At 53.0% G+C, this 1,402-nt stretch carries 1 protein-coding gene, 2 tRNA genes and 1 rRNA gene; 1 reads left to right on the forward strand and 3 read right to left on the reverse strand.

Translation table 11 applies throughout. From position 1 onward, the window contains the following. The 3 genes from FHX14_RS32735 to FHX14_RS32745 all read right to left on the reverse strand — a co-directional run. A 23S ribosomal RNA gene (locus tag FHX14_RS32735) occupies positions 1 to 388 on the reverse strand; the annotation flags it as partial. Between the two features lie 505 nt (positions 389 to 893). After that, a tRNA-Ala gene (locus FHX14_RS32740) sits at positions 894 to 969 on the reverse strand. A gap of 74 nt (positions 970 to 1,043) precedes the next feature. After that, a tRNA-Ile gene (locus tag FHX14_RS32745) sits at positions 1,044 to 1,120 on the reverse strand. Between the two features lie 100 nt (positions 1,121 to 1,220). Here FHX14_RS32745 and FHX14_RS32830 point away from each other — a divergent pair. After that, on the forward strand, positions 1,221 to 1,402 hold a 182-nt coding region (locus tag FHX14_RS32830; protein WP_210301196.1), incomplete at its 3' end, for a hypothetical protein.

The raw sequence follows: 1,402 nt of genomic DNA on the forward strand, positions 1-1,402 counted from the left end.
CGTTCGCTCGCCACTACTTGCGGAGTCTCGGTTGATGTCCTTTCCTGCAGGTACTTAGATGTTTCAGTTCCCTGCGTTCGCTTCTTACACCCTATGTATTCAGGTGTAGATACCTTATCACAATACCTAGAAACCTGTTTTGTCCTCACGGCCAAAGGCCTGCGGACGGCGCGCCGGATAACCGGCGACGCGCTTTGCGCTACGAAGGAAGTCCCTCGCAACGAAAGCAACAAAACAGATTTTCTAGGTATTTAAGGTGGGTTGCCCCATTCGGAGATCCATGGATCAAAGCTCATTCGCAGCTCCCCACGGCTTTTCGCAGCGTATCACGTCCTTCATCGCCTGTGCATGCCAAGGCATCCACCAAATGCCCTTACGACACTTAATCGTTCTCATTGCCAATGCTCATCATCTCGTTGCCCGCTTCAAAGAAACGGCAACAGACCGGGTTACCTTTTACAACCCAGTCAATCCAACAATGCCATCGACGTGTTCGACAGGTCTGCTTTATTGGAGCTACGCCGAGCAGCCCACTTGCAGCCTGTCTTAAGACCAGCTTCTCGAGATTGGATCCGATACCGCGCGGTCAGGCAACGGTAATCAAGTCGTCCGTCAGATGCTCATCCCTAAAGATGACCAAACAACAACGACCCAGAGCGACAAGCTTCCTACCTACTCCAGTCCTTCCCCTATATCCGGCCGGCTAGGCCATCCATAGGATCAACAGAACTGGGCTCGGACGCCGAATTAAACCCAAAAGGGCAAAACCCAACACCTGGAAGCCTCCAGATCAATCTTCTCTTCACAATGTATGCAGAACAGGCATCGATCAGCGATCGATGCAAACTTTTATTTCTTCAAAGGATATCTCTCAGTCTCGACACCAAGCGAATTGGTGGAGCTGAGCGGGATCGAACCGCTGACCCCCTGCTTGCAAAGCAGGTGCTCTCCCAGCTGAGCTACAGCCCCAACCATCGCAAACACCTGACAGCAAACCGTCAGGATCAGGTAAACCCAAACTAACCGCCACTTACAAATGCAAATGGTGGGCCCGGGAAGACTTGAACTTCCGACCCCACGCTTATCAAGCGTGTGCTCTAACCAACTGAGCTACGGGCCCATCTCGCCGAACTTCAAGCCTATGAAGGCTCTCCCATACAGGCCAGAGGCCGTCGCCGGTCGTCCGGCGCCCCCGCGGAGCACAGCCCGAAGGGCGGTACGTGCGTGAGCGCAAACCAATGGTTCGATATCCTTTTGAAGAAAGAGAAACGTGGACGGCGAAAGCTCGCCATACCATCCGAATGCCGAAGCATTTCCGTGGCGTATTGCGTTTCGATGGTCACCTGACTGGTGCCATCTATGTTCTAAAAAGCACGGGAAGGTTCATATCTCGAGACAAGTC

The sequence above is a fragment of the Rhizobium sp. BK619 genome (assembly GCF_014195245.1).
GTDB lineage: Bacteria > Pseudomonadota > Alphaproteobacteria > Rhizobiales > Rhizobiaceae > Rhizobium > Rhizobium acidisoli.